Below are 22,980 nucleotides of genomic sequence, written 5' to 3' on the forward strand. Positions count from 1 at the left end.
GTAGCCCTATGTTGAATCGAGAGCTTGAAGAAACCCTGAGTGCTGCCTTTCGAGGAGCACGTGACAAACGTCATGAATATATGACTATTGAGCATCTGTTGTTGGCATTGCTGGATAATCGTGATGCGGCCGAGGTGTTGCTGGCTTGCGGTGCCGACTTTAATCGATTGCGTGATCAGTTGGCACAGTTTATTGAAGAAACCACACCGCTGCTACCAGACAATATTCCCAATGTTGAAACTCAGCCGACTCTGGGTTTTCAGCGGGTATTGCAGCGCGCCGTATTTCATGTGCAGTCTTCCGGAAAGTCGGATGTCAATGGCGCCAATGTTCTGGTGGCCATTTTCAGCGAACAGGAAAGTCATGCGGCCTTCGTTCTACAGCAGCAGGGAATCGAACGGGTTGATGTGGTGAATTATATTTCTCACGGTATTTCCCGTGTGGGTGACTCTCCCGAACCTGAGCAATCAGATGAAGAAGCATCTGAGTCGGGTGGGGAAAGTCAGAGCAAGAGTGCGCTGGCACAGTATGCCGTGAACCTTAATCAGCAAGCGGCACAAGGGCGCATTGATCCATTGGTCGGTCGTGACATGGAAGTGGAGCGCGTAGTGCAGATACTCTCGCGTCGGCGTAAAAATAATCCATTGTTGGTGGGCGAGGCGGGTGTTGGTAAAACCGCTATAGCGGAAGGGTTGGCGAAGTTAATCATTGAAAATTCAGTGCCTGAAATCATTGCTGACAGCGTGGTTTACTCGTTGGATCTGGGTGCGCTATTGGCAGGAACCAAGTATCGTGGCGATTTTGAAAAGCGCCTTAAAAATCTGCTGAATGAAATTCGCCAGAAGCCCAAGGCTATCCTGTTTATTGATGAGATACATACCATTATCGGTGCTGGTGCTGCGTCTGGTGGCTCTATGGATGCGTCCAATCTGCTCAAGCCGCTGCTGAGCTCGGGTGAGATACGTTGTATCGGTTCCACCACCTTCCAGGAATTTAGAGGCATCTTTGAGAAGGATCGGGCATTAGCGCGGCGCTTCCAGAAAGTGGATGTATTGGAACCTAGCGTGGCTGACACTTATCAGATTCTTAAAGGGCTCAAATCTCGCTTCGAAGAGCATCATGAGCTGGAATATACCGATGCAGCTTTAAAGGCTGCCGCGGAATTGGCGGATCGCTATATCAATGACAAACATATGCCAGATAAGGCCATAGATGTCATCGATGAAAGCGGTGCCTATCAGCGCCTGCAAAAGCCGGAAAATCGCAAAAAAGTTATTGATGTCCCTGAGGTTGAAGCGGTGGTTGCAAAAATAGCGCGGATTCCTCCAAAAAGTGTGTCGGCCTCCGACAAAGATCTGCTTCGCAAGCTGGATACCAACCTGAAAATGGTGGTGTTGGGTCAGGATGAGGCCATAGATACACTGGCTGCAGCGATCAAGTTGTCTCGTGCCGGGCTTAAAGAGCCAAACAAGCCCGTCGGTTCCTTCCTGTTTGCTGGCCCCACTGGGGTGGGTAAAACCGAAGTGACGGCGCAGTTGGCCCGCATTATGGGGATTGAGCTGGTACGCTTTGATATGTCCGAGTATATGGAGCGACATACTGTATCGCGCTTAATTGGTGCTCCGCCTGGGTATGTTGGTTTTGACCAGGGCGGCTTGCTGACAGAGGCGATCAGTAAATCTCCTCATTGTGTGTTGTTGCTGGATGAGATAGAGAAAGCGCATCCAGAAGTATTCAACATCCTGCTGCAGGTGATGGATAACGGTACCTTGACGGATAATAATGGCCGTAAAGCCGATTTCCGCAATGTAGTATTGGTGATGACAACCAACGTGGGTGCTGAGGCCATGAGTCGACCCTCCATAGGCTTTACACATCAGGATCACAGCACTGATGGAATGGAAGCCTTGAAGCGTTTGTTTACACCTGAATTCCGTAATCGTCTTGATAGTGTTATTCAGTTCAAACCACTGAACCCAGAGGTGATTAAAGGGGTTGTAGACAAGTTCCTTACCGAGCTTCAAGCGCAGCTGGATGAAAAACAGGTGGTCTTGAATGTCACCGAGTCGGCTCGTAACTGGTTAGCTGAGCATGGCTATGACGAAAAAATGGGTGCACGCCCGATGCGACGGTTGATTCAGGAGAAAATCAAGAAGCCGTTGGCTGAAATGATACTCTTCGGAGAGCTTGCAGAGCGTGGTGGGGAGGTGGAAATATCAGCCGATGACGGTGATATTCTCCTGACCTGCGAGACGGTAGCAGCCTGAGGGCTGCTTATCGTCTGCCAGAATGAAAAGCGGCGGTGTAGTTAAAAGAACCGCCGTTTTTCAGCGTGCGCGATAAGTGATACGCCCTTTGCTCAGGTCATAGGGAGTGAGTTCAACCTTAACCTTGTCGCCTGTCAGGATACGGATGTAATGCTTGCGCATCTTGCCGGAAATGTGAGCCGTGACAACATGGCCATTTTCCAACTCAACGCGGAACATAGTATTTGGGAGGGTGTCTATAACAGTCCCTTCCATTTCAAATGAATCTTCTTTCGCCATTCAGTGATTACCTCTGAGACTGGTTGATTAAAACCCTGTCCGGTTTCAAAGGCGCAGATTCTACCTGAAAAAGTGTCTGATTCAAAATGATTCTTGTCGAAAATGCGTCCAATGACCATCAATGAGCATTTCCAGCGGTTTGAATGCGGTTTTATAACTCATTTTACGGCAGTCTCTAACCCAGTAGCCTAAATACAGATACTGCATATTTCGACGGCTGGCTTCCTGTAACTGCCACAAAATGGCATAGGTGCCCAAGCTGCGACGGGTTTCAATGGGATCGAAGAAGGTGTAAAGCGCTGACATGGATTGGTGTAGATGGTCAGTCACTGCAAGGCAGACCAGTCGGTCATTCGGATCACGAAACTCATAAAACCAACTGTCCAGTGCGCCGTCGATCAGAAATTGATGGAACTGCTCCGGTGTCGGTGGATACATATCGCCATCGGAGTGGCGTGCGTCAATATATTCTTTGTACAGCGCAAAATATTCCCGTTCCATGCTGGGAGCCTTGCGTATGACCTTCAGGTCGCGATTCATATTGATCAGTCGTTTTTGGGTTTTATTGGGCTTGAAAAAATCCACTGGAATGCGGATCGACTGACAGGCCTGGCAACCTTCGCAGTGTGGACGATAGACATGACTACCGCTACGTCGGAACCCCAGTTCAGACAGTTGGCTGTAGGTGTCGCTGGTGATCTCTATTTGCGGATCGACAAATAGAGTTTTAGCCTGCCGGTCAGGCAGGTAGCTGCAATTGTGAGAAGGGGTTACATAAAAACGTAACGTATGCATATCGCTCATAAAGATTTACCTGCTACCTGGCGAGCATTTACATTGAACTGCCATGTTTGCGGTTCCGGATCATCCAGGTGGCAGGCAAGCAAACCAAGAAATTCATCGCGAGGCATGAGTCCGGCACCAAGACTTTCTAAGTGACTATTGTAGACCTGACAATCAATTAGTTGAAATTGCCACTGTTGTAATTGTACACAAAGATAGCTGAAAGCGATTTTTGAGGCATTATCGGCCCGACTAAACATGGATTCGCCAAAAAACAACGAACCTATTCCTAGGCCATACAGGCCACCAATTAAGCTGCCATCACGCCAGACTTCAACAGAATGCGCAATGCCGAGTTGATGCAGGCGAGTATAAGCCGCCATGATCTCGGTACTTATCCAGGTGCCTGACTGTTGTGAGCGAGTGGCAGCACAGGCTTTAATCACGGCAACAAAGGCGCGATCGAAGGTGACTGAGTAGTCTTCACGCAGTAGTTGCTTGCGTAGGCTGCGTGAAATATGCAGATCAGTTGGTCGAATGGTGCAGCGCGGATTGGGGCTCCACCAGAGTATCGGCTCGCCAGGATTGTACCAGGGAAAGATACCCTGACGGTAAGCACTCAGCAGGCGTTGCGGGGATAGTCCGCCGCCTGCCGCAAGCAAGCCGTCTGGGTGTTCCAGAGCCTGCTCGGGAGGAGGAAAGGGAGTATCCGCATTGTCCAGCCAGACAATCATGGCGGTATGACCTTAAATTATATTTTTAGATCATCGAGGTAGCGCTCAGCATCCAGTGCCGCCATGCAGCCAAAACCTGCCGATGTAACAGCCTGGCGATAGACGTGATCGGATACGTCACCGGCTGCAAAAACACCTTCGATGCTGGTCATGGTGGCATTGCCATCCAGGCCTGAGCGAATCTTCAGATAGCCATTGTGCATGTCCAGTTGGTCAGTAAATAACTCTGTGTTAGGTTTGTGGCCTATCGCTACAAAGACGCCTTGCAAATCAATCTCTTGTGTCTCGCCAGTTTCTGTGCTTTTGACCCGCATGCCGGTCACGCCCATTTCATCACCCAGGACTTCATCCAGTTGATGATTCCAGAGCAGACGTACGTTGCCATTTTCGGCACGTTCAAACAGCTTGTCCTGCAGAATTTTTTCACTGCGTAATGAATCACGACGGTGAACAAGTGTGACTTCAGCGGCAATGTTAGATAGATAGAGCGCTTCTTCAACAGCGGTGTTGCCGCCACCGATAACAGCGACTTTTTGACCGCGGTAAAAGAAACCGTCACAGGTAGCGCAGGCACTAACACCCTTGCCTTTGAACGCCTCTTCAGACTCAAGGCCTAAGTACTGTGCAGAGGCGCCGGTTGCAATGATCAGGGCATCACAGGTGTATATGCCCATGTCGCCAATCAGCTTGAAAGGCTTTTGTTGCAACTCTGCGGTATGAATGTGGTCAAATATTACTTCAGTATTAAAGCGTTCTGCATGATTTTGCATGCGCTGCATTAACTCGGGCCCTTGCACACCCTCGGCATCACCCGGCCAGTTATCAACGTCGGTTGTGGTGGTCAACTGACCCCCAGCTTGCATGCCGGTGATGACGACCGGATTAAGGTTGGCGCGGGCCGCGTAAACGGCGGCAGTGTAACCGGCAGGGCCGGAGCCGAGAATGATCAGTCTATGGTGTTTGTTCGTGCTCATGGTATTAAAATGTCCTATCAAAAACGGCTCGGTGGAAATTTATCGATGATGATAAACAAATAGCGTGATAATAGTAACCTGTTGCCACTCCTGTCTTGAGGGTGGTTTGTGGCACAATATGACTCCTGTTATTGAATAATGTTCCGATATAAATGCGTAAGGATAAAAATGTGAGTGAACGCGGAGTGTCCCGTCCGTTACCCCTGAGCCAACATCTGGCGCGCGTATTCAAGGAGGCGGGTCTGATTGTGATCCTGGGTGTAGCCTTGTTCCTGTGCCTGGCTGTATGGAGCTATGATTCAGCTGATCCAGGTTGGTCACATGCTGGCTATCAGCCGACTGTGTCAAACTGGGCCGGGCTGGCTGGTGCCTGGTTGGCCGATTTGCTGATTTCGTTTACCGGACTGACTGCCTGGATTATTCCCTTGTTGTTGCTCTGGCCAGCCCTGCGCTTTCTGTGGCGTCGTAAGGTTGGCATGTTAGATGCTATTCCCTATCTGATGTTGCGTTTTACCGGCGCGCTGGTATTGCTGCTGGGTTTGGCAATGCTGTTGTCAATCCACATTTCCAATCAGTCGCTTAACTTACCCTTTACGGCGGGTGGATTGGTGGGACATGCTTTATCCGATTTGAGCGTGGCGGTGCTCAGTGTACCGGGCACAACCTTGCTGGCCTGGGTGTTGCTCTTGTCAGGTCTGACCTTGTTTATGGAAATTTCCTGGTTGGCGTTGATTGATTTCACTGGTCGTATGCTGTTGGCTGTGCCAAAACTGTTGAGCCGCGCTTCAGATGTCAGTATGCCATCGCTAAAACTACCGAGTATCAAACTGCCAGTTAAGAAACCGATAGAGACTTCGCCAAGTAAAGCGACCGGAACCCCGTCACCCGCAAGCGAGCGTCGCGAACCACGTCTTGAGTCGATGGTGGCGCGTGTAAGGGCGCCGGAAGCACCTATGGCTGAGACACCCCTCTGGGAGTCGTCAGCAGAAACAACGCCCAAGGCTACAAATATACCTAAAGCCGCTCAACCCCCGGTGGCTGAGACGGCGCAACAAGTTGAGCAACGTCGCCATCTGAAAATTGTGCCTTTATCGGAAACGCATAAGCCGCTGGAGGAAGCCGATAATGCGGCTGAAACCAGTTCAACGGCAGCAGTCGTGGTTAAAAAACCGATGAGACTACCCTCATTGGATCTGCTGGATGCACCCGAGTTGCAGCAGACACAGGGTTACAGTGAAGAACAGCTGGAAAGCATGTCGCGTTTGCTTGAAGACAAACTCAAGGATTTCGGCGTAATTGCTGAAGTGGTTGAGGTGAATCCGGGGCCGGTGATTACACGCTTTGAAATTCAACCAGCTCCGGGTGTTAAAGCCAGTAAAATCAGCAATCTGGCTAAAGATCTGGCGCGTTCTATGACCGTGTCCAGCGTGCGTGTAGTGGAAGTTATTCCAGGTAAGTCCGTGGTGGGTATCGAAATACCCAATGAATCGCGCCAGATCGTACACCTGAGTGAAGTGCTCAACTCCAAACCCTTCTCTGAGGCACGTTCAAAACTGACTATAGCACTGGGGAATGATATTGGCGGTAACCCGGTTGTGACCAATCTGGCAAAAATGCCGCATTTATTAGTGGCGGGTACCACCGGTTCTGGTAAATCCGTCGGCGTGAATGCCATGCTGCTGAGTTTGCTATTCAAGGCCACACCTGAAGAGGTGCGCTTAATACTGGTTGACCCGAAGATGTTGGAACTGTCGATTTACGAGGGTATTCCGCATCTTCTGACACCGGTCATCACTGATATGAAAGAGGCCGCAGGTGGCTTGCGTTGGTGTGTGGGTGAAATGGAACGGCGCTATCGATTGATGGCGAAAATGGGGGTGAGAAACATCGGCGGCTACAATGACAAGGTGCTGGAAGCCGAAGCCGCCGGGCAACCGCTAAAAGACCCGTTATGGAAAGCCGAAGACTACGGCTTGCCAGCCGATGAGCCACCACCGCCCTTAACCACGCTGCCTTACATCGTTGTGGTGATCGACGAGTTCGCCGATATGATCATGGTGGTGGGTAAAAAAGTAGAGGAATTGATTGCGCGTATTGCCCAGAAGGCCCGTGCCGCCGGCATCCACTTGATCCTGGCGACACAGCGGCCCTCTGTTGATGTTATTACCGGTCTGATCAAGGCGAACGTACCGACCCGTATAGCTTTCCAGGTGTCGTCAAAAATCGACTCACGCACGATTCTGGATCAGTCTGGTGCTGAAAACCTGCTGGGTTACGGCGATATGCTGTATCTACCGGCCGGGACCAGTATTCCTAACCGTGTACATGGCGCGTTTGTCAGCGATGATGAAGTGCATCGTACTGTGGAGGCCTGGAAGCAGATGGGCCCCCCGAACTATCTGGATGAGATTATGTCAGATGGCGGTGATGAAGGTGGTGCGTTCGGCGGAGGTTCAGCTGGCATGTTTGATGATGAACAGGACGAGCTCTATGACGAAGCCGTTGCCTTCGTTACAGACAGTCGAAAAGCTTCAATATCGGCGGTACAGCGCAGGCTTAAAATTGGTTACAACCGTGCAGCGCGCATGATTGAAACCATGGAAGCGGCGGGTGTTGTTTCAACAGCGGGTAGTAATGGGCAGCGTGAAGTGCTGGCACCGCCACCCCCAAGAGATTAATAAGGAACCTTGATGCGAAAACTGATTGCTCTGCTTTGCTTATCACTGGCGTTACCTGTCAGTGCACAACCTCTGGATGAGCTGGCTTCGCTGCTATCTGGATATGATCGTTTTCAGGCTGATTTCGATCAGTCCATAACCAATGAGCAGGGTGCTGCTGGCGAAAGCTCCAGCGGGTATTTTGCCATTTCTCGTCCGGACAAGTTTATCTGGAAAACCCTGACGCCTTTCCCGCAGGACATTGTCTCAGACGGAGAGTATATCTGGATCTATGATCCTGATCTGGAGCAGGCCACGCGGAAACCGGCTGAAGCCAATACCGATAGTGCGCCGGCATTGATTCTGAATGGACGTATCCATGAGTTGGAAAAGCGCTATGACGTTAGCTTAACGCAAAGCTATGATGATATTCGGGTGTTTGAGCTGCTACCTAAAGCAACGCAGGATGCACTGTTTTCGCGGGTAAGGTTATTGTTTAAGGATGCGGTGCTGTCAGAGTTGATGCTGGATGATACCCTGGGTCAGCGCTCTGTGATTCAGTTGTCATCACAGCAGCTCAATCCTGAATTGGATGAAGCCCTGTTCCAGTTTGATCCACCTGAAGGTGTTGATGTGATTCTGGACACAGCCTTCTGATGACCGATCTTTTTGCTGACAGTGAGCCTGCAGGTTACCAGCCTCTTGCGGCCCGAATGCGGCCCCTGACTCTGGATGAGTACGCGGGGCAAACACACCTGTTGGCACCCGGCAAGCCCTTGCGCAAAGCAATAGAGCAGGGGTACGTGCACTCCATGATCCTGTGGGGGCCGCCAGGTGTGGGTAAAACCACCTTGGCGCGGCTGATCGCGCATCAAAGTGATGCCCATTTTATTACTCTGTCAGCGGTGCTGTCCGGGGTAAAGGATATACGTCAGGCGGTAGAGGAAGCCAAGCAGATACGTGCCCAGTGCGGGCGCAAAACCCTGCTGTTTGTTGATGAAGTACATAGATTCAATAAATCCCAGCAGGATGCGTTCCTGCCCTATGTCGAAGATGGCACCGTAGTTTTTATCGGTGCAACCACCGAAAACCCGTCATTTGAGTTGAATAACGCCTTACTCTCGCGAGCAAGGGTGTATCTGTTACGTGGACTGGAAAGCAGCGATATTCAGCAGGTGATAGCACGCGCCCTGTCTGATGCGCAGCGTGGACTGGGTCAGCGGCGCTTTAACTTTGAGGCGGGCGTCATGGATCAGCTGGTACTGGCGGCCGATGGCGATGCTCGACGAGCGCTTAATTTACTGGAGCTGGCAACCGATCTGGCCGAACCCGCTGGCGATGATGGCGATAGCGAAAACATCACTGCCGCCGCGCTGGATGAAGTGATGCAGTCGGGTGGCCGCCGCTTTGATAAAGGCGGGGATCTGTTTTACGATATGATTTCAGCGTTCCATAAATCGGTGCGTGGCTCGTCCCCTGACGGTGCGCTGTATTGGTATTGCCGTATGCTCGAAGGCGGATGTGATCCGCTCTATGTTGCCAGGCGACTGGTTGCCATCGCCTCTGAGGATATTGGTAATGCCGACCCTCGTGCGATGCAGGTGGCGATTGCGGCCTGGGATGCCTTTGAGCGTGTCGGGCCTGCCGAAGGTGAGCGTGCGATAGCGCAGGCGGCCGTCTATTGTGCTTGTGCACCTAAAAGTAATGCGCTGTATCAGGCCTACAATCAATGCCGTGCTGATGTCCGGCAGGAAGCCTCACACGAGGTACCTGTACATCTGCGCAACGCGCCCACGGCGTTAATGAAAGCCCAGGGCTATGGCGATGAATACCGTTACGCGCACAATGAACCTGAAGCCTATGCGGCAGGTGAAAATTACCTGCCGGAAGCGATTCAGGATCGGGTGTATTACGACCCGGCGCCACGAGGGTTGGAAATCAAGATAGCCGAAAAACTGCGTTATCTGAAAGCTCAGGATCAGCAGAGTTCAAAACAACGTTACCGATAGAACGCTACTAATAGAGAGTCCCGTATGATGCATGTGTTAGCGGTAGCCCTGGGAGGCGCACTGGGTGCTTCGGCACGTTACTGGCTGTCATCCTGGCTTAACACCAGTGATTCACGCCTGCCATTAGGCACACTGAGTGTTAACCTGTTGGGCTCATTACTAATGGGCGTGGCGTTTGTGCTGATTATGGAAAAAGCCCGCCTGTCTCCTGAGATGCGCCCCTTGCTAATGACCGGCTTGCTGGGCGGTTTCACTACCTTCTCTACCTTCTCGCTGGAAGCCGTTACGCTACTGAATGAAGGGCACCTTGGTGCAGCGCTGATTTATATCTTATTGAGTGTTATCCTTTGCATAACGGCCCTTTATCTTGGCCTGTGGTTTACCCGTTTATTCTTTTAACCCGACAGATTCATACTGTGACAGGAAGAGTCTTGCATGCTTGATCCGAAAATTGTTCGTGCGAACCCGGAAGAAATTACCCGGCTATTGAAGAAAAAAGGTTTTGAATTTCCGCTTGAGCGTTTCAGTGCGTTGGAAGAGCAGCGCCGTAAACTGCAAGTAGATACCGAAAGTCTGCAAAATGAGCGCAATACCCGCTCAAAAAGCATCGGTAAGGCCAAGGCATCGGGTGAAGACATCGCACCCTTGCTGGCTGAAGTCGGGCAGTTAGGTGACAAACTGGATCAGGCCAAAGCGGCCCTGCAAACACTTCAGGCCGAACTGGATGATCTGCTGTTGGGTATTCCCAATTTGCCGGATGAAAGCGTCCCTGAAGGAGCCTCTGAAGAGGATAATGTTGAAGTCCGTCTTTGGGGCACGTTACCCAGCTTTGACTTTGATCCGCAGGACCATGTATCCCTGGGTGAGCGTGATACCCAACTGGACTTTGAAACGGCGGCCAAGCTGACCGGCTCTCGCTTTGCCGTTATGCGGGGTTCACTGGCACGCCTGCACCGTGCCCTGGCGCAGTTTATGCTGGACACCCACACAGCCAGCCACGGTTATACCGAAGTGAATGTGCCGTTTATGGTGAATGCCGATTCACTGACGGGTACCGGCCAGCTACCCAAGTTTGAAGAAGACCTGTTCAAGCTGCCCTTTGGTGATCGCTCTTACTACCTGATTCCAACAGCGGAAGTGCCCGTCACCAATCTGGTTCGTGATCAAATTGTTGATGCAGCCGCACTGCCACTGAAATTTGTCGCGCATACGCCTTGCTTCCGCTCCGAAGCGGGTGCCTCTGGGCGTGACACCCGTGGCATGATTCGTCAGCATCAGTTTGAAAAAGTTGAACTGGTTAATATGGTGGAGCCATCAAGCTCTATGCAAGCGCTTGAAGAGCTAACGGCACACGCTGAACGTATTTTACAATTACTGGTGTTGCCTTACCGCGTCGTGAACCTCTGCGGCGGGGATATGGGTTTTGGCGCCACTAAAACCTACGATATTGAAGTCTGGCTGCCAGGGCAGCAGAAGTACCGGGAAATATCCTCTTGCTCCAACATGGGCGATTTTCAGGCACGTAGAATGCTGGCGCGCTGGCGTAATCCTGAAACCGGCAAGCCCGAACTGCTGCACACATTGAATGGTTCAGGCCTGGCTGTCGGTCGTACGCTAGTCGCGGTGATGGAAAACTATCAGCAGGCTGATGGCAAGATTCGGGTACCAGATGTGCTGTTGCCGTATATGGGCGGCATTACCCATGTTTAACAGGGGCTAACAGATGAAGACACACTACGATATCGTGATTGTTGGGGGCGGTATGGTCGGTTCGGCCATCGCCTGTGCGCTGGGCAATAGTCGCTATCAGGTCGCGGTGATAGAGCACGAGTATCCTGAGGCATTCGAGTTCTCACAACCGCAGGATCTTCGCGTGTCTGCGATTAGTGTGGCGTCAGAAAACCTGTTACGTAACCTGGGTGCCTGGGAAGGGATTACCTCGCGTCGACTCTGCCCTTATCAGCGCATGAAGGTATGGGAATCCAGCGAGTCCATGGCTTCAACTGAGTTCAAGTCCGACGAAGTCGGGGAGCCCTGGCTGGGCAATATCGTCGAAAATCGTATCACCCAGCTGGCGCTGCTGGAAACCCTGAAGCGCTTTGATAATATCGACTTGATCTGTCCTGCTAAGGTGCAAGCGATTGATTACTCGCCGGGTTCCAGTCTGGTTCAGCTCGAAGGTGGGCGTGAGTTAGTCGCACGTTTGCTGATCGGTGCCGACGGTGGGGAATCCAGAGTACGCCAGGCGGCCGGTATCGGTATTCATAAGTGGGACTACAACCAGCACGCACTGGTTGCCTCAGTAGTGACTGACTATCCGCAGCAGGATATTACCTGGCAGCAGTTTACCCCCACCGGTCCCTTGGCCTTTCTGCCGCTGACAGGTAATCAGGGCTCAGTGGTGTGGTACAACACCCCCGATGAGGTGAAACGTTTACTCAGTCTGTCCGACACTGATTTTCTACAAGAGCTGCATAAGACCTTCCCTGACTGTCTGGGTCAGATCAATCAGGTGCTTGAGCGCGGCTTTTTCCCGCTACGCCGTCAACATGCATTGACCTATGTACAAGAGGGCGTCGCGCTGGCTGGCGATGCAGCCCATATGATCCATCCGTTAGCCGGGCAGGGGGTTAATATTGGCTTTATGGATGCCGCTATGTTGGCCGAGGTGCTGCTGGATGTGCAGGACCAGGGCGATGCGTTCTACAGTCAAGCGACTCTGGCCCGTTACGAACAGGCACGGCGCAACCAAAACCTGCTAATGATGCAGTCGATGGATATGTTCTACCGTGTGTTCAGCAATAACCTGCTACCCTTAAAGATCATTCGCAATCTTGGCCTGGGTTTGGCGGAACGCCTGCCGTTTGCCAAACCGCGGGTTACCCGCTTTGCCATGGGTCTTGAGGGGCCGGTGCCCGAATTGGCGCGTCGTGCCGTATAAGCCTTTGCATCGGCGTAAACTTACATTATGAGGCCCGGCTATGACTGATAACGAAGACCTTAAAACACGACTGACTCCCTTGCAGTACCAAGTCACCCAGGAGGATGCCACTGAGCGTCCTTTTGATAATGCGTATTGGGATAACAAGGCAGTAGGACTGTATGTGGATGTTGTTTCTGGTGAAGCACTGTTCTCTTCAGCGGATAAATTTGAATCGGGTAGCGGCTGGCCCAGTTTTGTAAGACCGGTTGTTAGTGATGCTGTAATCGAGAAAGAAGATCAATCCTTGTTTGCAGCACGTACCGAAATCCGCAGTCGTACGGCGGATTCACACCTGGGGCATGTGTTTAATGATGGCCCTGATCCTACTGGATTGCGTTATTGCATGAACTCGGCTTCCTTGCGTTTCATTCCTGTGGAGGAGATGGAAGAGGCGGGTTATGGTGAGTACCTGGACAGGGTTGGTAAGCCGTTAAGTTGATTTTGGTGTCATGTTGGGGTGGTGGTATCACTTTGGTTGGTGCTTAGCTGGGGTGGTGGTATCACTTTGGTTGGTGCTTAGCTGGGGTGGTGGTATCACTTTGGCGCGACACGCTTTTCGCCGTCCTGGCCGCTCGGCTGCCGCCTTCCCTGGCGGCAGACGGTCACTCCAAAGTGATACCACCACCCCGCCCGAAGTCCTCTGCCAGTCCAAAGATAAACTGCGTGTTCGTTGCATAGATCGCAGTATTCGGCTTGGGATTTGTCAGTATGGCAAAGATGCTTCGCCGATACTGCTAGCAAACTAACCTTACGTTGGCACCCAGGTGGTGGGGGCTGATGGGATCGGATCTGGCTGACCCTGTGCGCCATGGATGGCGCGCTGGAGCCCACAGGGATGTGTTCACGGCGAGTCAGACAGATTCGGCCCATTAGCACAGGAGAGCAAGTGGTCTTGGGTTTCATTGTTATGGGCTAAAGAAAGATAGCGCGACTATCTTAAGTGATAGTTAAATAAAGCTTTGACAACAACAAAATAGGGTGTATACTTAACTTGTTTTTAAAGTAGCTTGTATTTATGCACCATTTCGACGTCCTGCATCATAGTATGACCCTCGTTCTGAAACCATAAGTTCCAACATTACTTAAAGCATGACCGAATCCTTCTGGCATTTTGCTGATTGATTCACAATTTTTATATTTTGATCGAGATTAATATTATGTCAAACGTCACTACTGGTACCGTCAAATGGTTCAACGAAGCTAAAGGTTTCGGTTTTATTGAACAGCAGTCTGGACCGGACGTCTTCGCCCATTTCAGCGCTATCTCTGGTTCAGGTTTCAAAACCCTGACCGAAGGTCAGCAAGTACAGTTTGCTGTGACTCAGGGCCAGAAAGGTCCTCAGGCAGAAAACATCGTAGCGATCTGAACCCTGGGTTCAGCAACGCTATAAAAAAACGGGCCCTAGTGGCCCGTTTTTGGTTATGTACAGTATGCCGCGGGCGCATGGATGCGCAGGAGCGGTGCATGTGAAGTGATACGCCCATTCGGAAGGTATTATGGTTTTTAAAACATCAACTCGTATCAATAAGTACATCAGCGAAAGTGGCATGTGTTCACGCCGTGAAGCTGATCGCTATATTGAGCAGGGTAATGTGTTTATTGATGGGAAGCGGGCGGCAACCGGTGATCAGGTTTTTCCTGGCAATATTGTCAAGGTGAATGGCCAGACGCTGGAACCCTACGAAGCGGACGATCTGGTGTTTATTGCGCTGAACAAGCCCGTGGGTATTGTCAGTACGACTGAGGCATCCGAAAAAGGCAATATTGTCGATTTTGTCAATCATGGCGTGCGTATTTTTCCGATTGGGCGCCTGGATAAAGATTCGCAAGGGCTGATTTTCCTGACGAACAATGGTGATCTGGTCAATAAGATACTTCGGGCCAGTAATAATCATGAAAAAGAATACCTGGTTACGGTTAACAAACCGATAACGGATACTTTTCTGCAGGGTATGATGGGTGGCGTGCCGATTCTGGGGCAGGTAACCAAAAAGTGTAAAATTGAAAAGGTTTCGACCTTTGTTTTTAAAATCATTTTGGTTCAGGGGCTTAATCGCCAGATCAGACGTATGTGCGAGCATTTTGGCTATCAGGTCAACCGCCTGGAGCGTGTGCGCATTATGAATGTGTCGTTAAAAGGTTTGGCGCTTGGGGACTGGCGTGATTTAACAACCGCTGAAATTGACACTATCGCCAAGCTCACAGCTCAGTCTGATACTCATGCGTCATCCACCGCTAAAAAAACCACTAAAACATCGATCGCTGCTAAAAAAACGTCTAGTAAATCGCGCAAGCCAGTCTCCACAGGCCAGCCTAAGTCGCGAAGCTCTGGCTCTGCTGCCGGTGCGCGCGGACGAAGTGATTCACGTGCTAATCAGAGTAAAGCGGCACGCCCCGGCTTGAAATCGGCCTCCAAAAAGCCAACTACGGCAAAGGGAAAGGTTAGGCCTGTGTCGGCAAAGCCAAAATCTCCAAGACGTTAAGTGATCTTATCCGTCTGCTGTAGGGTTACAATCATTTTGCACAGTAGGCGCTAACAAATTTCTCAAGGGATTGCGCGTCGGCCTTTGGCAGGCTGATGCCGACTTTAGTGCGACGCCAAATGATGTCATCGCAACTCTTTGCCCACTCTTCATCGATCAGATATTTCACTTCTCGCTCAAACAGAACCCCATAGCGAGTGCCTAAGTCATTCAGTGAAGTTGCACCAGCCAGCCAAATTTCACACTGCCGCCCATAGGTAAGTGCCAGGCGGCGTGCTTGCTGCCGATCCAAAAACGGATAATGCTCCGCAAGTTCCTGCGCATAGGCTTGCGGCGAGATTATGCCTTCACCGCCAGGTAAGATTGCCGAGGCTGTCCAGACATCACCCATGGCGGGCAAGTAGGGGCGTAGCTTGTTAAGTACCGACTCGGACAGCTTACGATAGGTAGTCAGCTTGCCGCCGTAGACTGATAACAACGGTGCCTGACCCGCCTGTACATCAAGTTCAAGTTGATAATCCCGCGTAATTTTTGTGGCAGATTGATGGGCTTCGTGCTCACCTTGCATTAATGGGCGTACACCGGAGTAGGTCCAGACAATCGCTTCGCGGGTTAGGGTACAGCGAAAATAATCCGTGGTTACCTTGATCAGATAATCAATTTCAGCCTCATCGATTTCCGGCGTGCGTGGATCACCGGCATAATCAACATCGGTTGTACCGATGAGTGAGTAATCATCCAGATAGGGGATGACAAAGACAATACGCCCATCGTTGTTCTGAAGGATATACGCCGCTGGATCATCATGAATACGCGGCACAACCAGGTGGCTGCCTTTTACTAAGCGCACCTGATGCTGACTTTTTCCATCAGGTATTTGTTTCAATACCTGACTTACCCAAGGGCCTGCTGCATTCACCAGTGTTTTGGCTTGTAATGTCGATGTTTCACCCTTAGCAGTCGTAACTGAAATCAGCCAAATACCGTTGTCACGTTCAGCGCCAGTTACTAGGCAGCGAGTGAGGATTAACGCTCCTTTCTGCTCAGCAAGTTTGGCGTTCATCACTACTAAACGGGCGTCATCTACACGACAATCGCTGTATTCAAAACCGATCTTGAACTCGGGTTGAAGACAGCTATCAGCTGAAAAATGAATACGCTTAGACCCTGGCAGAGAAACCCGTTTACTTAAATGGTCATACAAAAACAAACCGGCACTGATCATCCAGGCTGGACGTAGACCCGGATGATGAGGCATTTTGAATCTCAGTGGTGTCACCAAGTGTGGCGCCATTTTTAGCAGTACTTCACGCTCTGCCAAAGATTCCTTAACCAAACGAAATTGATAATATTCAAGGTAGCGCAATCCCCCATGGATAAGCTTAGAGCTCCAGGATGAGGTGCCGCTGGCAAGGTCATCGGCCTCCAGTAATGCCACTGACAGCCCACGTCCAGCTGCATCTGCCGCAATACCTACACCATTGATACCACCGCCGATCACCACCAGATCATGAATTTTTTCATTCATGCATTTGTGCTCCAACCAGGCTTGCTGAAAAGATAGTTAACTAAAATAGGGTGGGATCGTCTGTAAAAATACCATCTACGCCCATGTCAAATAAGCGCTCTGCTGTGGCTTTATCATTCACGGTATAGACGTATAAATCCAGGCCGGCTTGTTTAATCGCTTTGGCTTGCGTGTTGGTTAAGGATGTATGATCCAGATGGACACTGACCGCATTGAGTTGTTCTACTGTTGTTTGCCAGTCACTGGGTAACTCTTCCCATAACTGACCTAGCGGCCAGTCCGGTTTTTGCTGGCGGATCAGGGCTAGCACCTCTGTATCAAAACAGGAAATAATTAGACGATCAAACACTTTCCAGTGACGCTCAAGCGATGCAATAACAGGCAGAACAATCTGCTCAGCCGTGAAGCTTGGATAGCGTTTGATTTCCAGGTTCAGTCCCATTTGATCCCGGTCGAGCTGTTTGAGCATCTGCTCCAGTGTCGGGATAGTTTCCCCTTGGTAAGCCGCTGAAAAATGGCTACCGGCATCCAGACCGGCTAAATCTTGGGCGCCTAGATCCATCAGATTGCCCTGACCGTTGGTCAGGCGCTCAAGCCGGTCATCATGAAAAACCACCAGGGTTCCATCACCCATGAGGTTTGCATCCAGCTCGACCCAGCCTATACCGAGATTTTTGCTTAGCGTCATGGCCGCTAAGGTGTTTTCAGGTGCCAGCAAGGAGCAACCACGGTGAGCAATTAAACGACTAGCGAGCATAGAGATTCCTAAAGGTAGATCATCAAGTTAATCGAATATCAGTTGTCTTGTGCAACCTGTAAAGCGGCTTGTTCAGCCACTCTGACTTCGTGTCGACGCCTGAGCTCATAAGCTGCCGCGAGCAGAATAGTAATGACAATCAGGACTAATCCCAGCGCATTAACAGAGGGGGTGAGGCCTGTTCTGACTTTAGAGGCGATATAGACAGTGAGCGTTGTATCATGACCCTTAACAAACAGGGTTGTATTGTAATTTTCAAACGACTGTAAAAAAGCGATAACACCAGCTGAGAGTATGGCTGGCATCAGGTAGGGCAGGGTAATGCGTCTGAATACTTGCAGGTGGCTGGCACCCAGGCTGAAGGCGGCATTCTCCAAGGTTCGGTCAAAACGCTGCATGCGTGCCAGAATCATCAACATGACATAGGCCGCAATGAAGGTGGTTTGGGCAATGATGGTAAGAAAAATACCACCACTGACGCCTAGGCTGCGCCAAAAAATCAGTGTGGATATGCCGATAATAACACCGGGTGTGAGCAAGGGAGACAGCATCAGGCCATAGATAAAATTCTTGCCACCACCACGGTAGGTGGATAGAAACAGCGCACAGGCCACGCCGATAGGAACCGCAATCACTAGAACACCTGCAGCAATCACAGCGCTGTTGCTCAAAGCTTGCCACATACCCGAGTCGCTCCAGAGCTCCTCAAACCATTTAAGGGTGGTACCTCGCCAAGGTGAGATGGTGGGAAAGCGACTGTCATTAAAGGTGGCTGCTGACATGATAATCAGAGGGGTAAACAGATAAAGAAAAAACAGGGTGATATAGAAGCGAATACCCCATTTTAGAATAGTGTTGGAGGTCATCGTGCGATATCTCCCAAACCGACCTTGAACAGGCGCATCACCAGGACAATAAAGCCAATGCAGAGCAACAATAAAATAAAGGCATAGGCAGCACCCTGATTCCAGTCACCGCCTTCAAAGAACCAATTGTAGATAATTTGCGTGAACCATCGGCTGCCGGGTGAGCCTAACAATGCGGGGACGGCATAGCTACCCGCAGAGAGCATAAACACCATGATGCAACCAGTTGCGATACCCGGCTTAGCATGCGGAATAATGATGCGATAATGCGTTCTGATCCAACCAGAACCCAGATTTCTGGCCGCTTTGATCTGGTTGCTGTCCAGGCTTTCTATGGCATTATAAAGCGGGAATACCATAAACAAAATGTAGGCGTAAACCATACCGATGATGACGCCACCGTCACCAGATAAAAAGCGTATCGGACGATCAATCAAGCCTATACCGAGTAACATGGCATTTAATGGGCCGCGATATGAAAGAATAATGAACCAGGAAAAGGTACGCAGAATTTCATTGATCCAGAACGGAATAATCAGTAGTAGTACGCAGAGAGCTGCTTGCCGGGGTGTGGCAACCTTGGCCAGGTAATAGGCCAAGGGATAGCAGAGCATCAGGGTGCAGGCGGTGACCAGTACACTTGACCAGATAGTCTTAAAAAAAATGCTCTGATGGATCTGGTTATCAAGCAGGGTCGCATAATTGCTTAGGGTGTAGTTATCATTGATTCCACCCAGCTGACTTGGCGGCAGATTAGGTTTCAATGAATAATCGATCATCAGAATCTGGGGCAGGATAACTAACAGCACAAGCCACAACAGCATAACCAGTAGAATGCCGATCGTAACCAGAGGGCCGAAGCGGTCTGAAAGTTGTTTATACATCGCGTTTTGCCGCCATGATGATGGCATCCTGGGGGTTAAACCCAAAGATAACCTGATTACCTATGGCCAGATCGCCAATATTCACATCGCTGAGAAGTTGTGCGCGGATGCTACTTTGGCTGTTGAGCAATGTGGCTTCCATCATCAGGTAAGCGCCTTCAAAGCTAAGCTCCTGAACCTGTGCGGTAAAACAATTGTCGCTGCTGCTGGTACGACGGTTCAGCAGCTCAGGTCGGATAAACAGTAGGGCGTGCTCGCCTATAGATAACTCGTCGACTCGTATGCCCGATAACCAGCCCATCTCGCCACAATCCAGGGTGGCTTGGTTGCCAGCAAGACTGACCACCTTGCCCTCAATACGGTTATTCTCACCGACGAAGGATGCAGTAAAGGGGGTTGTTGGGGCTCTATAGAGGGTGACGGGGTCGGCCACTTGTTGTAGTTTGCCCGCGGACATCACGCCGACTCGATCCGACATGGTCAGTGCTTCACCTTGATCATGGGTAATGTAGATAAAGGTAATGCCGGTTTTACGCTGGATCGCTTTTAACTCTGTGCGCATGTGCTGACGCAGCTTCAGATCCAGTGCGGAGAGGGGTTCATCCAGCAGCAGCACCCTGGGCTCAACGGCAAGGGCGCGCGCAATGGCAATGCGCTGCTTCTGACCGCCGGAGAGATCAGCGATGCGCTTATCACGGCATTCAGGCAGGGCCACCAGATTGAGCAGACGATCCGACACCTTTTTGCGCTGCGCTTTTTTAACTCCTCGGACTTCCAGACCAAATTCAATGTTCTCTGCAACAGTCATTAATGGAAACAGGGCCAGATTCTGAAAGATCATTGAAGTTGGCCGTTTGTTGGCGGGCACCTTGCGCATGTCTTCACCGCCGATACGAACCGTACCTTCAGTCGGGTCAAGAAAACCACTGATCATGTTGAGTAGGGTCGTTTTACCGCAGCCTGATGGGCCGAGAAAACTGAAAAATTCACCCGATTCGATTTTCAAGTCAGTGGGTTGAACGGCGACCAGGTTATCAAATCGCATCATCACATTATCAAGATGAACACTACTATCCATAAAGTCTCACAGTGAGTCGGTGCGCATGACCCAGTGCTGGGTCATGCGTCAGAGGGATCAGATTAGCATCAGGCGGAAAGGTAGCGGTCCTGGTATTCATTGCGCAGGGCAACGTACCAAGGCTCCTGAATCGGCCACCACCAGAGGTTGTTCAGATCCTGCTCTGTGTAAGAGTCCAGGAAGAACTGCTTGGTTTCCTCTGGCAGTAAATCAGACGCTCCTTTGGAGGTTGAATTATAGCCAGTAGCTTTAACAAACATGGCACCCGCTTCTGGTGTGTAATACCAGTTAATGAATTCGTAAACGGCATCCACATTATTGGCATTTTTCGGAATGACGAAGCCTTCCATCCAGGCCATAGCGCCTTCTTTAGGGGCCGCATAACCCATAGGTTCGCCTTCTTTGATCAGATTAAACGCTGTGCTATCCCAGGTCTGACCAATCACCGCACCGTTAGCCAGGAAGGCACCTTGCGCTTCGTTCTCGGTAGACCAGAACTGCGCAATCATGTGTTTGTGCTCGGTAGCCACTTTAAGGATCACGTCAAAGTTGGCACGCATAGCCTGTTCGTTTTTGTAGGAGTCCAGCAGCGGGAAGGGGAGCTTGCCTGCTTTTTCCAGCCACAGACCAATGCCGACCAGTGCCGAGTGGCCGCGAACCGTTACACCATCCGCATGTTCAGGTGTCCAAAGGTCACCATAGCTCAGGTTGTTACGATCAATGCTGGTTAGCTCTTTATTGTAGCAGATGGCCTCAGTGCCCCAGTCAGAGGGAGCAAAGTAGCGTTTCCCATCGACAATGCCACCCACCTCAGAGCCTTCAATGGCACTGTCCAGTGCGCCATTCCAGTTGACACGACTGGTATCCAAGGGTTGAACCAGATCATATTCAACATAGCCAGGAACTCGGTCAACCGTTGGCATAATGATATCAAAGCCTGTGCCATCAGTAGCGCGCAGTGAGTTCATCAGCTCATCGTTAGTGCCGTAGGGGGTAAAGGTAGCGTTGATACCGGTTTTTTGTTTAAAGTCGGCGAGCATCTCGTCAGTAATATATCCAGCCCAGGCATAAATGCGCAGCTCTTTCGCCGCGGCCAGACTGGTGTTAATAAAAAACGGAGAAGCCGCTGCTAAGGTGCCGGCAGCCGCCGCACCTTTCAAAAATTTGCGTCGTGAGACTGTCATGGCAAGTTCCTGATGTTAATTAAACGTAGAGTTATCCATCAAGATTAGATCATATTTAACCAATGTGAAGTTTTTATTAAATAGCGAACACAAACGAGAGTCTGATCTGCATTGAAGCCTATCAGATAGTATGACTATGAAAGTAGTAAAAAAAGCAGGTAAGGTGAGGCAGGGTAGCTAGAGGGGCCTGGCCCTCGGCGATAGAATCGCACGAAGACCAATGCCCCTGCTGAATTACAACAGAATCAGGCTTTGTCAGCTGGTTTAGCGGCTGGCTTAGCTGCAGGTTTTGTCGCCGCCGGAGCTGCCGCTTCTTGCTTGGCAGGGGTGGTTGCGGCTGGTTTCGCTGGAACTGCTGGTTTTGCAGCTGGAGCAGCCGCTTTACGCGCCGTGGCGGGTTTGGCTGCTGGCTTGCTGGCAGGTTTTGTTGCGGCAGCCGACGCTGTGGCAGCTGGCTTGCTAGCCGCTTTAGGCTTGGCTGTGGTGTTTCCTGGAATCAGTTTGGATAGATCAAACTTACTCAAATCAAACTGTTTGAACTCAGACATAAACGGAGCATCACCCAGCTCTGACATGCTTTTTTCAACGATCTCGGTGATTTTGTCTTTGGCATCGGTCAGAGTTGCCAGTTCTTTCTCGGCAACATCAGTGAACTTGGAATCCAGAGTTTTTAGAAACTCTACCTGAAGCTTGACGGCTTCTTTAGGATCTTTTGCGTCTACCAGTGACTTGAACTGTGCCAGACTGGCATTAACAAAGTCAGACACGTATTCAGCCTGGATTGCCATCAGTTTTTCAGCTGTGGTGCGGTTTACTTCAGCCATTTCCAGCGCCGGTGCAAACTTTTCTTTAACCGGCTCAAACTGCTCTTCGGCTTTCTTCATCATCGTTTCTGACATTTCAGTCATTGGCTTCATGGCTTCTGTGAAGCTGTCAGCAACTGGCTTCATAGCTTCTTCAAAGCTTTTTTTCAGGTCTTTCATTGGATCTGTCATGATTTATTCCTCGAGGCATCAATTAAATTTATTGTGCAGTGCAGCATTTGTCCCTTTCTACAGCAAAGACTAGAGGTTGTCAAGCAATCCTATGCACTGAACAATGAAGGCTTTACTGCTTTTTGTAGGTCTGCATCATTTTCTGAACTTCAGCCAGATAATCACTTTCACCCATTTCTTCCAGGGTTTTTTCCATCAGTAGTGACAATTGGGCCTTAGCTTCGCTCAATGCGGAAATTTCCTGCTGAGCAACATCAGATGCTTTAGCTTCGATTTCTTTCATGTAGCGAATTTGTGCCTCGATGGCTGTTTTAGGGTCTTTAATTTCAGATAGGGACTTCATTTGTGACAGGCTGCTGCTAACAAACTCGCTGACATACTGAGATTGTAATGTAATCAACTTCTCGGCGGTTTTTTTATTAATTTCAGCCATATCCATCATTGGTTTCATGGAGCTTTTCATTTGATCGTACATGGGGTCACCTCAAGAGAGAATTATTTGTGCATTGCAACAACTA

At 50.4% G+C, this 22,980-nt stretch carries 21 protein-coding genes and 3 pseudogenes; 12 read left to right on the top strand and 12 right to left on the bottom strand.

Annotation, left to right across the window (positions count from 1 at the left end; genetic code table 11):
* Positions 1–8 precede the first annotated feature (8 nt).
* Positions 9–2,267: an ATP-dependent Clp protease ATP-binding subunit ClpA gene (gene clpA / locus ACN0R1_RS04925; RefSeq protein WP_417580531.1), complete on the top strand. Its 2,259-nt coding sequence runs from the start codon at positions 9–11 to the stop codon at positions 2,265–2,267.
* Positions 2,268–2,327: 60 nt separating this feature from the next.
* Here clpA and infA read toward each other — a convergent pair whose 3' ends face one another.
* The 4 genes from infA to trxB form a co-directional block, all read right to left on the bottom strand.
* Positions 2,328–2,546: a translation initiation factor IF-1 gene (gene infA / locus ACN0R1_RS04930; protein WP_036522914.1), complete on the bottom strand. Its 219-nt coding sequence runs from the start codon at positions 2,544–2,546 to the stop codon at positions 2,328–2,330.
* An 81-nt stretch (positions 2,547–2,627) separates the two neighbouring features.
* Entirely contained in the window at positions 2,628–3,350 is a 723-nt protein-coding gene (locus ACN0R1_RS04935; protein ID WP_417580533.1) for an arginyltransferase, read from the bottom strand.
* The gene (gene aat / locus ACN0R1_RS04940) at positions 3,347–4,063 is read right to left on the bottom strand and encodes a leucyl/phenylalanyl-tRNA--protein transferase (protein ID WP_417580535.1); all 717 of its coding nucleotides are present in this window, start codon (positions 4,061–4,063) and stop codon (positions 3,347–3,349) included. The genes ACN0R1_RS04935 and aat overlap by 4 nt, the downstream gene beginning before the upstream one ends.
* A 17-nt stretch (positions 4,064–4,080) precedes the next feature.
* A complete protein-coding gene (gene trxB / locus ACN0R1_RS04945) occupies positions 4,081–5,037 on the bottom strand; it encodes a thioredoxin-disulfide reductase (RefSeq protein ID WP_417580537.1) in 957 nt (318 codons plus the stop codon).
* Between the two features lie 152 nt (positions 5,038–5,189).
* Between trxB and ACN0R1_RS04950 the strand changes: the two are divergent.
* From ACN0R1_RS04950 to rluF, 11 genes and pseudogenes are all read left to right on the top strand, one after another.
* Positions 5,190–5,762, top strand: a pseudogene (locus ACN0R1_RS04950) (DNA translocase FtsK 4TM domain-containing protein); the annotation flags it as partial.
* A gap of 453 nt (positions 5,763–6,215) precedes the next feature.
* Positions 6,216–7,715 (top strand): annotated as a pseudogene (locus ACN0R1_RS04955) (DNA translocase FtsK); the annotation flags it as partial.
* Positions 7,716–7,727: 12 nt separating this feature from the next.
* A complete protein-coding gene (lolA, locus tag ACN0R1_RS04960; RefSeq protein WP_417580539.1) occupies positions 7,728–8,351 on the top strand; it encodes an outer membrane lipoprotein chaperone LolA in 624 nt (207 codons plus the stop codon).
* Positions 8,351–9,703: a replication-associated recombination protein A gene (locus ACN0R1_RS04965; protein WP_417580541.1), complete on the top strand. Its 1,353-nt coding sequence runs from the start codon at positions 8,351–8,353 to the stop codon at positions 9,701–9,703. Before lolA ends, ACN0R1_RS04965 begins: the two co-directional genes overlap by 1 nt.
* 24 nt (positions 9,704–9,727) lie before the next feature.
* Complete coding sequence (crcB, locus tag ACN0R1_RS04970) at positions 9,728–10,102, top strand: fluoride efflux transporter CrcB (protein WP_417580543.1); 375 nt, start codon at positions 9,728–9,730, stop codon at positions 10,100–10,102.
* Between the two features lie 36 nt (positions 10,103–10,138).
* On the top strand, positions 10,139–11,413 hold the full coding sequence (gene serS, locus ACN0R1_RS04975; RefSeq protein WP_417580545.1) for a serine--tRNA ligase: 1,275 nt from the start codon (positions 10,139–10,141) through the stop codon (positions 11,411–11,413).
* Positions 11,414–11,426: 13 nt separating this feature from the next.
* Positions 11,427–12,644, top strand: coding sequence for a UbiH/UbiF/VisC/COQ6 family ubiquinone biosynthesis hydroxylase (locus ACN0R1_RS04980; protein ID WP_417580547.1), 1,218 nt, complete (start codon positions 11,427–11,429; stop codon positions 12,642–12,644).
* Positions 12,645–12,690: 46 nt separating this feature from the next.
* Positions 12,691–13,125: pseudogene (msrB, locus tag ACN0R1_RS04985) on the top strand (peptide-methionine (R)-S-oxide reductase MsrB); the annotation flags it as partial.
* 10 nt (positions 13,126–13,135) lie between these two features.
* Complete coding sequence (locus ACN0R1_RS04990) at positions 13,136–13,432, top strand: hypothetical protein (protein WP_417580549.1); 297 nt, start codon at positions 13,136–13,138, stop codon at positions 13,430–13,432.
* A gap of 411 nt (positions 13,433–13,843) precedes the next feature.
* A complete protein-coding gene (locus ACN0R1_RS04995) occupies positions 13,844–14,053 on the top strand; it encodes a cold-shock protein (RefSeq protein WP_036520797.1) in 210 nt (69 codons plus the stop codon).
* 130 nt (positions 14,054–14,183) lie between these two features.
* Entirely contained in the window at positions 14,184–15,170 is a 987-nt protein-coding gene (rluF, locus tag ACN0R1_RS05000; RefSeq protein ID WP_417580551.1) for a 23S rRNA pseudouridine(2604) synthase RluF, read from the top strand.
* Positions 15,171–15,201: 31 nt separating this feature from the next.
* Here rluF and glpD read toward each other — a convergent pair whose 3' ends face one another.
* The 8 genes from glpD to ACN0R1_RS05040 form a co-directional block, all read right to left on the bottom strand.
* Positions 15,202–16,698, bottom strand: coding sequence for a glycerol-3-phosphate dehydrogenase (gene glpD, locus ACN0R1_RS05005; RefSeq protein ID WP_417580553.1), 1,497 nt, complete (start codon positions 16,696–16,698; stop codon positions 15,202–15,204).
* A gap of 40 nt (positions 16,699–16,738) precedes the next feature.
* Positions 16,739–17,455 carry a glycerophosphoryl diester phosphodiesterase gene (locus ACN0R1_RS05010; protein ID WP_417580555.1) on the bottom strand — a complete coding sequence of 239 codons (717 nt, stop codon included), beginning with the start codon at positions 17,453–17,455 and terminating at the stop codon, positions 16,739–16,741.
* A gap of 38 nt (positions 17,456–17,493) precedes the next feature.
* Positions 17,494–18,321: an ABC transporter permease gene (locus ACN0R1_RS05015; RefSeq protein WP_417580557.1), complete on the bottom strand. Its 828-nt coding sequence runs from the start codon at positions 18,319–18,321 to the stop codon at positions 17,494–17,496.
* Positions 18,318–19,205, bottom strand: coding sequence for an ABC transporter permease (locus ACN0R1_RS05020; protein ID WP_417580559.1), 888 nt, complete (start codon positions 19,203–19,205; stop codon positions 18,318–18,320). The genes ACN0R1_RS05015 and ACN0R1_RS05020 overlap by 4 nt, the downstream gene beginning before the upstream one ends.
* Complete coding sequence (locus ACN0R1_RS05025; protein ID WP_417580561.1) at positions 19,198–20,283, bottom strand: ABC transporter ATP-binding protein; 1,086 nt, start codon at positions 20,281–20,283, stop codon at positions 19,198–19,200. The genes ACN0R1_RS05020 and ACN0R1_RS05025 overlap by 8 nt, the downstream gene beginning before the upstream one ends.
* A gap of 68 nt (positions 20,284–20,351) precedes the next feature.
* The gene (locus tag ACN0R1_RS05030) at positions 20,352–21,467 is read right to left on the bottom strand and encodes an extracellular solute-binding protein (protein ID WP_417580563.1); all 1,116 of its coding nucleotides are present in this window, start codon (positions 21,465–21,467) and stop codon (positions 20,352–20,354) included.
* A gap of 245 nt (positions 21,468–21,712) precedes the next feature.
* Positions 21,713–22,462, bottom strand: a complete 750-nt coding sequence (locus tag ACN0R1_RS05035; protein ID WP_417580565.1) for a phasin family protein — start codon at positions 22,460–22,462, stop codon at positions 21,713–21,715.
* 112 nt (positions 22,463–22,574) lie between these two features.
* Positions 22,575–22,937, bottom strand: coding sequence for a phasin family protein (locus ACN0R1_RS05040; protein ID WP_417580567.1), 363 nt, complete (start codon positions 22,935–22,937; stop codon positions 22,575–22,577).
* Positions 22,938–22,980 lie beyond the last annotated feature (43 nt).

Source organism: Nitrincola sp. (assembly GCF_048264025.1).
In the GTDB taxonomy this organism is placed as follows: domain Bacteria; phylum Pseudomonadota; class Gammaproteobacteria; order Pseudomonadales; family Balneatricaceae; genus Nitrincola.